The organism is Micromonospora maritima, from assembly GCF_902825405.1.
Lineage (GTDB): Bacteria > Actinomycetota > Actinomycetes > Mycobacteriales > Micromonosporaceae > Micromonospora > Micromonospora maritima.
In genome coordinates this window covers 1-9,136 of sequence record NZ_CADEAU010000209.1, presented here as the reverse complement: position 1 = coordinate 9,136, position 9,136 = coordinate 1, and the positions used below count along the sequence as shown (strand labels likewise).

The 9,136-nt window shown below is 72.8% G+C and carries 8 protein-coding genes and 2 pseudogenes; 1 reads left to right on the top strand and 9 read right to left on the bottom strand.

The genetic code is table 11. The features are described from left to right. Positions 1-365, bottom strand: a pseudogene (locus HUW36_RS18660) (transcriptional regulator); the annotation flags it as partial. Positions 366-746: 381 nt separating this feature from the next. Further along, entirely contained in the window at positions 747-1,115 is a 369-nt protein-coding gene (locus HUW36_RS18655; RefSeq protein ID WP_174529344.1) for a nuclear transport factor 2 family protein, read from the bottom strand. Between the two features lie 79 nt (positions 1,116-1,194). Here HUW36_RS18655 and HUW36_RS18650 point away from each other — a divergent pair, with 79 nt between their 5' ends. Then, positions 1,195-2,007, top strand: a complete 813-nt coding sequence (locus tag HUW36_RS18650) for a MerR family transcriptional regulator (protein ID WP_174529343.1) — start codon at positions 1,195-1,197, stop codon at positions 2,005-2,007. A 23-nt stretch (positions 2,008-2,030) separates the two neighbouring features. Here HUW36_RS18650 and HUW36_RS18645 read toward each other — a convergent pair whose 3' ends face one another. The 7 genes and pseudogenes from HUW36_RS18645 to HUW36_RS18615 all read right to left on the bottom strand — a co-directional run. Then, the gene (locus tag HUW36_RS18645) at positions 2,031-3,350 is read right to left on the bottom strand and encodes a glycosyltransferase 87 family protein (RefSeq protein WP_174529342.1); all 1,320 of its coding nucleotides are present in this window, start codon (positions 3,348-3,350) and stop codon (positions 2,031-2,033) included. A gap of 87 nt (positions 3,351-3,437) precedes the next feature. Then, positions 3,438-4,457 (bottom strand): branched-chain amino acid ABC transporter permease, encoded by a 1,020-nt coding sequence (locus HUW36_RS18640; RefSeq protein WP_174529345.1) that lies wholly within the window; start codon positions 4,455-4,457, stop codon positions 3,438-3,440. A 53-nt stretch (positions 4,458-4,510) separates the two neighbouring features. Beyond that, positions 4,511-5,392 (bottom strand): branched-chain amino acid ABC transporter permease, encoded by an 882-nt coding sequence (locus HUW36_RS18635; RefSeq protein ID WP_174529341.1) that lies wholly within the window; start codon positions 5,390-5,392, stop codon positions 4,511-4,513. A gap of 1 nt (position 5,393) precedes the next feature. After that, positions 5,394-6,650, bottom strand: a complete 1,257-nt coding sequence (locus HUW36_RS18630) for an ABC transporter substrate-binding protein (protein WP_174529340.1) — start codon at positions 6,648-6,650, stop codon at positions 5,394-5,396. Between the two features lie 42 nt (positions 6,651-6,692). Further along, entirely contained in the window at positions 6,693-7,385 is a 693-nt protein-coding gene (locus HUW36_RS18625; RefSeq protein ID WP_174529339.1) for an ABC transporter ATP-binding protein, read from the bottom strand. Continuing rightward, positions 7,372-8,133: an ABC transporter ATP-binding protein gene (locus tag HUW36_RS18620; protein WP_174529338.1), complete on the bottom strand. Its 762-nt coding sequence runs from the start codon at positions 8,131-8,133 to the stop codon at positions 7,372-7,374. Before HUW36_RS18620 ends, HUW36_RS18625 begins: the two co-directional genes overlap by 14 nt. 291 nt (positions 8,134-8,424) lie before the next feature. After that, positions 8,425-9,084 (bottom strand): annotated as a pseudogene (locus HUW36_RS18615) (zinc-binding dehydrogenase); the annotation flags it as partial. Positions 9,085-9,136: the final 52 nt, after the last annotated feature.

Genomic DNA, 9,136 nt, shown 5'->3' with positions numbered 1-9,136 from the left:
CCCAGGCCCGCCTCGCGCAGGGCGGCGGCGAGCGCGTGCAGCCCGAGGCAGTGCAGCTCCTGTTCCGCCCCGGCGAGCAGGATGCCGCCGGCCGGGGGTGGCGTCCCCGGCCCGCGCAGCAGCACGTCCAGTCCGGACCGCAGGCCCTCCGAGAAGGCGTGCTCCACGGCCACCTCGGCGGCGCTGCGACCGGGCAGCGCGGCCAGCATCGGCGCGCAGACGCCCGCCCACACCGGCGCCACCCCCCACCGGCCCGCGGCCTCGACGACAAGCGCGGCGACCCGGTTGCCGTCCAGGTCCTCCGCCGCGAGCGTGAACTGCTTGCGGGCGGATTCGACGACATCGGCCGGGATCGGATCGGTCACCACCGGACGCACCCCTCGGTAGACGGTCACTACCAGGGGTTCGTCGGGAGGGGGCGGCCTGGATGCGCCCGGAGCTGACCGGTACGGCCGCGACGCGGTGTCCACGCCGTGCCGGTGGGGCGGCTCACACCGGCGGCCGGCTCGACACGTCACCGTTCGGCGGCGTCAGCCGGTCGGGAAGTCGGCACCCCGGGCGAGGGTCTCACCGGCACGGATGTCGGCCAGGGCGTCCTCCAGGGTCGCGGTGACCGCGTTCGGTCCGCCGCGCGGTCAGCACCACCCGGTCACCGACCTCGAGGGCGGCCTCGGCGAAGGCCATCCCGAACCCGCCCGGGCTGCCGCCGGTGACGAACCACGTTCTCGCCGGCCGAGCCCCGGCCGTCACGGCTCGATCACCAGGCGGGCGATCAGCCCGTCCCGGAGCGTGAACCGGAAGTGCAGGTCGGCGACGCCGCCCGGGAAGTCGCCTTCCAGGTGGTGGACCGCGTCGAAGTGCCGGTCGTCGACCCGGGCCGCGGCGACGAGTTCGGTGGTGTACGTGTACTCGCCGGACGAGCGGGACAGCCAGTCCCGGATCTGCTCGGGTCCCCGGTAGGTGTGGCCCTCGTCGGTCACCGACGCGTCGGGGGTGCAGCGCGCCACCGCCGCGTCGACGTCCCGGGCCTGGTGCGCGACGAGGTACTGCGTGATCGGAACGGGCAGGTCGTCGGGCGAGATCCCGCTCGCCCGACTCCAGTCGATTGCGTCCATGTGCCCACCGTGAGGTCTCTCGGCGGGAGAGGGTCAAGTCGTCGACTCTCCCGCGTGGGGAAGGTGCAGAGTGAGGGCCATGCGCAAGGGCATGACGATCGGAGAGTTCGCGACGGTCACCCACCTCAGCGTGCGGACGTTGCGTCGCTATCACGAGGCCGGGCTGTTGGAGCCGGAGACCGTGGACCCCTTCACCGGCTACCGCTACTACTCTACGAACCAGGTACCGCCCGCGCAGGTGATCCACCGTCTACGCGAGCTGGACGTGCCACTGGCCGAGGTCAAGGCGATCCTCGCCACCGACGACCCCGCCCGGCGCACCGACCTGATCGCCGGGCACCTGCGTCGCCTGGAGGAGACGCTGGACCGCACCCGGGGGGCCGTCACCGCCCTGCGCCGGCTGCTGCGCCCCGACGACCACGACCTGCCGGTCGAGCTGCGCGCCGTCCCCGGGCTCGCCGTCGCCGCCGTGCGCGCACACGTCGAGTTGGCGCGGGCCGGCGCCTGGTACGACGGCGCGATGGCGGAGCTGGACGCGGCGTACCCGGTGGGCGACCGCACCGGACCACCCGGCGGCCAGTACGCCAACGAGCTGTTCACCGACGGCGCCGGCGCCGTGACCGTCTACCGGCCGGTCCGTCATCCCCGCCCGGCCGGGCGGATCGAGGTCGTCGACCTGCCGGCGGCGGAGTTCGCCGTCGCCGTGCACTCCGGGCCGCACGACGACATCGACGTCACCTACGGGCGGCTCGGCGCCTGGGTGGTCGCCCACGCGCTGGTCGTCGACGGGCCGATCCGCGAGACCTACCTGGTCGGCCCGCGTGACACCGATGCCGCCGCCGACTGGCGTACCGAGATCGGCTGGCCGGTCTTCCGCCTCACCCCCGTCTAGCCAGGCCGTGCCGGTGGGGTGGCTCACACCGACGCGGGGTCCGGCGCGGCGTCCCGGCCGGGGCGGACCGTGGTGAGCCACCGGTGGAGCAGCCACAGCAGGGCGAGCCCGAACAGGACGAGCACCGTGCCGACGTAGGAGTCGGCCGCCAGCGTCTTGGCCGTGCCCTCCAGGTGGGCCGCCTTCCAGATCAGGCCCCGCGGGACCGTCTCGCCGGTGCTGGCCCGCCCGGGCCACAGCAGGAACGGCAGCACGGCCGCCACCGCGAGAGCGCCGGCCGGCAACCGGGCCGCACCCCGCGCGCGACGCGACAGGTCGAGCAGCACCAGCGCCATCGGGCCGATCCAGAGCCAGTAGTGCGACCAGCTCACCGGCGAGACGACCAGGGTGGTGAAGCCGACCACCACCATCGCCGTGGCCTCCTCCCCCAGCCGGTGCAACGCGACCGCGAGGCCGAGACCGGCCGCCGCGGCGATCACCACGGACAGCGCCCACGGGCGGCTGTTCAACTCGTCGCTGCCGAGGAGGCGGGACACGAATCCCTGCAGGGACTGGTTGCCCACGTAGCGCGGACCGGAGGTCGCCAGCGGCCGGGAGGAGTCGAACGCCCGCCCGCCGATCCAGTAGTCGTACGAACTACGCGGCTGGACCACCGCGCCCAGCACGGTGAAGCCGGCGAAGGTCGCCCCGGCCACGACGGCGGCGCGAATCCGGCGGGTCAACAGCAGGTAGACCACGAACAGGCCGGGCAGCAGCTTCACCGTGGTGGCCAGGCCGACGCCGACGCCCTTGAACCGGCTGCGGTCGGGCCGGGCCAGGTCCGCCACCACCAGGAGCAGGACGAAGATGTTGATCTGGCCGAGGTAGAGGTTGCGGTGCAACGGCTCGGTCCACACCAGCACGGCGAGCACCGCGGCGGCCAGGCCCAGCCGACCGCGGGCGCCGTCGTATCCGAGCATCCGGAGGGTGAACCACAGCACGGCGAGCATCGCCAGCAGGCCCGCAGCCGTCCAGACGTACAGCGCGGCGCGGTCGTCGAGCAGGGTCAGCGGGGTCAGGAACGGCAGGGTGACCGGCGGGTAGGTGTAGGGCAGGTTCAGCGTGGTGTAGCCGAGCCGGTAGACCGGCTCACCGTCCAGGAAGGCCCGCGCGGCACCGAGGTACATCGTCAGGTCGGTGCCGCGGAGCGGGTCGTGGTCGAGGAACACGGCGTACGCCGCGAGCGAGGCGGCCAACGCCACCAGGCCCGGCAGGAGCATCCAGTTCGGCAGGGTGAGCCGGGGCGGTTCCGGCCGGTCGGCGGGATTCGTGCGGACTACGCGGCGGAGACGCGAGATGATCATGGCGCGAGGGAGTCTAGCCGGAGGCGCCGCGACGTGGGGGGCGCCGGAGCGCCACCCCTCGTCGCCGCGCCGCCCGCGTACGCCGGGTCAGCCGGACCGGTCCCGGCGCATCGCCGCCCGGCGCCGGGCCAGGTGGGCGACGGTGCCCCAGACGCCGCGGCGGAACAGCAGCACGACGAGGACGAAGATGCCGCCGGTGACCAGCCCGATGGCCTCGAACCCGGAGAACGACAGCCAGTCCTCCAGTCGGACCACCAGGGCCGCGCCGAGCACCCCGCCCCACAGCGTGCCGATGCCGCCGAGCACCACCACGATGACCGCCTTGCCGGAGGTGGTCCAGTGCAGCACGTCCAGCGAGACGAACCGGTGGCCGACCGCGAAGAGCCCGCCGCCGAGCCCGGCCAGGAAGCCGGAGAGCACGAACGCGGTCAGCTTGTAGCGGTGCACCGGGTAGCCCAGCGCGCGGGCCCGGGCCGGGTTGTCCCGGATGCCCACCAGCACCCGGCCGAACGGCGAGTGCACGATCCGCCAGGCGGCGAACAGGCCGAGCAGCACGATCGGCAGGATGGCGTAGTAGAAGTAGTAGTCGTCGGTGAGGTCGGCGCCGAAGAACGCGCGCGGCACGCCCTGCAGGCCGTTCTCGCCCTGGGTGACCGAGCGCCACTCGTTGGCCACGTAGTAGACCATCTGCGCGAAGGCCAGCGTGACCATGGCGAAGTAGATCCCGGTGCGCTTCACCGCCAGGTAGCCGATCGGCAGCGCGAGCAGCGCCGCGCCGAGCGCCCCGGCCAGCACCGCGGCCGGGAACGGCAGGCCGGCGTGGATCGCGACCAGCCCGGTGAGGTACGCCGAGGTGCCCCAGAACGCGGCGTGCCCGAACGACATCAAGCCGGTGAAGCCGAGCAGCAGGTCCACCGAGACGGCGAACAGCGCCCAGCACAGGATGTCCACCGCGACCGCCGGGTAGAGCCCGTTCGGCAGCCAGAGCGCGACCAGCAGGCCCGCGGCCAGCAGCGCGTACCGGACCCAACCGGGCGCCCGGGCCACGGCGAGCAGACCGGAGCGCGGGGCCGGCTTCTCGACGGGGGTGTCCACCGCACTTGTCATGCCGTGCTGACCGGGCATGCCCTCACGGCCCTCGCGTAGCTCGGTGCGTTCGGTCATGCCGGTGCCTCCTCTCGACCGAACAGGCCGGCCGGCCGCCAGAGCAGCACGACGGCCATCACCACGAACACGACGGTCTGCGACACGAGCGGGTAGTCCGACAGGTACGCCTCGCCCCACGCCTGGATCAGGCCGATGCCGAAGCCGGCGGCGACCGAGCCGAAGATCGAGCCGAGGCCGCCGATCACCACCACCGCGAAGACCACGATGATCAGGTCCGCGCCCATCAGCGGGTTGACCGCCCGCATCGGGGCGGCGAGCACCCCGGCCAGCCCGGCGAGGGCGATACCGAAGCCGAACACCGGGGTGACCCACTTCCCCACGTCGATGCCGAACGCCCGGGTCAGCTCCGGCCGCTCGGTGGCGGCCCGGACCACCATGCCGATCCGGGTCCGCCCGAGCACCCACCAGACCGCCCCGCACAACAGCACGGTGAAGGCGAGGATGAACACCCGGTACGTCGGGAAGTCGAAGAGCCCGAAGTCGACGGTCCCGCTCAGTTCGTCGGGCGTGGCGTACGGGCTGGACTGCACGCCGTACCGGGACTTGACCAGGTCCTGCAGGATCAGCGTCAGGCCGAAGGTGAGCAGGAAGTTGTAGAGCGGGTCGAGCCGGGTGAGCCGGTGGATCACCGCCCGCTCCAGCACCATGCCGAGCAGGCCCAGCGCCAGCGGCATGATCACCAACGCGGCCCAGAACGGCACGCCCGCCTCGGCGAGCAGCACGTACGCCCCGAACGCGCCGAGCATGTAGAACGCGCCGTGGGCGAAGTTCACCACCCGGAGCATGCCGAAGATGACCGCGAGCCCGAGGGCGAGCAGGGCGTAGAACGCCCCGCCCACCAGCCCGTTGAACGTGTTCTGCAGGAACCCGGACATGTCAGAGCTTGCAGTCCGCCGACGGCGCGCGGAACGCCTCCGCCGCCGGGATGGTCTTGAGGATCTTCACGTAGTCCCACGGCTCCGTGACCTCGGCCTGCGGCTTCACCTGGGCCAGGTACGCGTCGTGCACGACCCGGTGGTCCTCCGCGCGGATCTTGCCGTTGCGCAGGAAGAGGTCGTTGACCTCCTTGCCCTCCAGCTGCTTGACCACGGCGTCGGCGTCGTCGGTGCCGGCGGCCTGCACCGCCTCCAGGTACTGCATGGCGGCGGAGTAGTTCGCGGCGTGCGCGAACGACGGCCGGGTGCCGGTCTCGGACTGGAACCGGTCCGCCCACTCCCGGTTCTGCCTGTCGAAGTTCCAGTACCAGGCGTCGGTGTAGGTGGTGCCGGCCAGCGCGGCCGGGGTGAGCGAGTGGATGTCGGTGATGAACATCAGGCCGACGGCCAGCCCGACGCCCTTGTCCCGCAGCTTGAACTCGTTGTACTGCTTGACCACGTTGACCAGCTCCGCGCCGGCCTGCATGGTGCCCAGCACCTGCGGCTTCGGGTTCAGCGTCGGCGCCTTGAGCAGGAACGACGAGTAGTCCCCGCTGGTGTTCGGGAACGGGGCGCCGTCCTTGCCGACGACCTGCCCGCCGGCCGCGCCGATGGCGGCGCTGAAGCTCTTCTCCATGTCCTGCCCGAACGCGTAGTTCGGGTAGAGGATGTACCAGTTCTTGCCGACCTGCTCGGTGGTCACCGTGCCGGTGCCGTGGGCCAGCATGTACGTGTCGTACGCGTAGTGGAACGTGTACTTGTTGCAGCTCTTGCCGGTCAGGTCGGTGGTCGCCGCGCCGATGTTGAAGTAGAGCTTCTTCTTCTCCTTGGCCACGTCGGCGACCTTCAGCGCGGCCGAGGAGGTCGGCACGTCCAGGATGGCGTCGACGCCCTTGCGGTCGATCATCTCCTGGGCCTTGCTGTTGGCCACGTCCGGCTTGTTCTGGTGGTCGGCGGTCTCCACGGTGATGTCCTTGGTGACCGCGTCGTCGCCGTGCTTGGCCTTGAAGTCGGCGATGGCCATCTCCACGGCCTTGACCGAGTTGCGCCCGGACAGCTCCGAGTAGGCGCCCGACTGGTCGTTGAGCACTCCCAGCACGATCTTGTCGCCGGTCAGCTTCGAGTCGCCGCCGGACTGCGGGCCACCGCCGCCGCAGCCGGCCACCAGCAGCGCCGCCGCCGAGGCGGCGGCCACACCCACGCTCCTACGCATGTCCATCCCCTTCGTACCGCGCGGTTCGCGCGGGTCAGCCGTCGGAATTCAGATGCCGAGGTACGCCAGCAGCTCGCGTTCCCGCGAGCGCACCTCGGCGTTCTCCATCGCCTCCGCGATCCGTCCCTCGGCCAGCAGGTAGTGCCGGTCGGCGACGCCGGTGGCGAAGTGCAGGTTCTGTTCCACCAGGAGCACGGTCACGCCGTGCTTCTTGGCCTCCCGCAGCAGGTCACCGACCTGCTGCACGAGCAGCGGCGACAGCCCTTCGGTGGGCTCGTCGCAGAGCAGCAGCCGGGCGCCCATGCGCAGCACCCGGGCCAGCGCGAGCATCTGCTGCTCGCCGCCGGAGAGCATGGTCGCGGCCGAGTCGCGCCGGGCGTACAGGGCGGGGAACGCCTCGTACACCCGCGACAGCGGCCACGGGTCGGGGCCGACCCGGGGCGGCAGGGTCAGGTTCTCGGTGACCGTGAGCGTGGCGTACGCGCCCCGGTCGTCGGGGACCCAGCCGAGCCCGGCCCGCGCCCGCTTGTACGCCGGCAGCCGGCTGATGTCCCGGCCGTCGAGGCGCACCGTGCCCCGCTGTTCGGGGTGCAGTCCCATCACGCACCGCAGCAGCGTGGACTTGCCGGCGCCGTTGCGCCCGACCAGGGTGACCACCTCGCCGGCGGCCACCTCCAGGCTCACCTCCCGCAGCACCTGGGCCTCGCCGTAGGCGGCGGAGAGGTTCTCAATGCGCAGCATCCGCGGCTCCCAGGTAGGCGGTGATGACCCGCTCGTCGGCGCGGACCTGCTCGTACGGCCCCTCGACCAGTACCTTGCCGGCCTGCAGGACGGTGACCGTGTCGGCGAGCCGGCCCACCACGCTCATGTTGTGTTCGACCATGACCACGGTCCGTCCCCGGCGGACGGTGGCGATCAGGTCGACGGTGCGGTCGACGTCCTCCAGGCCCATCCCGGCGGTCGGCTCGTCCAGCAGCAGCACCTTCGGGTCGAGGGCGAGCGCGATGGCCAGCTCCAGGGCCCGCTTGCGCCCGTACGCGAGCGCCTCCGCCGGCGCCTCGGCGAGGTCGGCCAGGCCGACCATGGCCAGCAGTTCGTCGGCGCGGTCCCGATAGCGGCGCATCAGCTTCGCCGACCGCCAGAACCGCCAGCCCAGCCCGCTCGACGCCTGGAGGGCCAGCTCGACGTGCTCCCGCGCGCCGAGTTGCGGGAAGAGGCTGGTGATCTGGAACGAGCGGGCCACGCCGAGCCGGGCCACCCGCTCCGGGGGCAGCCCGGTGACGTCCCGGCCGGCCAGCTCGATGCGCCCGCCGCTGGGCGGCAGGAAGCCGGTGAGCAGGTTGAACAGGGTGGTCTTGCCGGCGCCGTTCGGGCCGACGAGGGCATGCACGGTCTCCGGCGCCACGTCGAGGTCGACGCGATCGACGGCCCGGAAGCCCCGGAAGTCCCGGGTCAGCCCTCGGGCCGACAGGATCGCTTGCCCGGCCATCGCCTCACCCTCCGCAGGTCCACACGCCCCGACCAGGTCGGTGACCGGGGTCACAGGGCCGTCGCGTGCAGGAAACCTACGGTGAGCCGAAGTGGTCGAGCCATGTCGATGCGCCACACATTCCCCCGGGGCGGCACGGGCCCGTCCTCCATAGGTGTCGGCCGGGCCCGGGCGACTCCGGTCCGATCGGCGGCCGTCGACATGTGGCGCGGCACCGTCACCGGCCGGCGGCGTGCTCCGGCAGGTCGAGTCCGTCGGCGTGCGCGTCGCCGGCCTGGTGCAGGGGGGACGTCAGTCCGGGAACGTGACCACCCAGCGCGCGCCCTCGCCGCGGGCCAGCCGGTCCAGCGCCGCGGGCGCCTCCGCCAGCGACACCGTGCCGCTGACCAGGGGTGCCAGGTCGAGGTCGCCGGCGGCGAGCGCGGCGGCCAGCTCCGGCACCTCGCGGTCCGGTTCGGTCGAGCCGTAGACCGAGGAGCGCAGCGTACGCGCCGAGTGGAAGATGTCCAGCGCGGACAGGCTGAGCAGGTCGTCCTTGGCGCCCATGCCGACCACGGTCACCGCTCCCCCGCGCCGGGTGGCCCGCCAGGCGGCCCGGATGGTGGCGGCCCGGCCGACGCACTCGAAGGCGTGGTCCACCCCGCGTCCGCCGGTGCGCGCGCGGACCTCCTTGCCGAGCGTGTCGTCGGAGCGCAGGAAGTCGGTGGCGCCGGCGGCCATGGCCAGCTCCCGTTTGGCCCCCACCACGTCGACCGCGAGGATCGGTGCCGCGCCGGCCCGGCGGGCCGCGGTGAGCACGGCCAGGCCGACTCCGCCGAGCCCGATCACCGCGACCGACTCGCCGGCGGCCACCCGGGCGGTGTTGCGGACCGCGCCGACGCCGGTGAGGACCGCGCACCCCAGCAGCGCCGCCTGCGCCGGCGGCAGACCGGCCGGCACCGGCACGGCCGCCCGCTAGATCGGAAGAGCACACGTCTGAACTCCAGTCACTCATCATGATCTC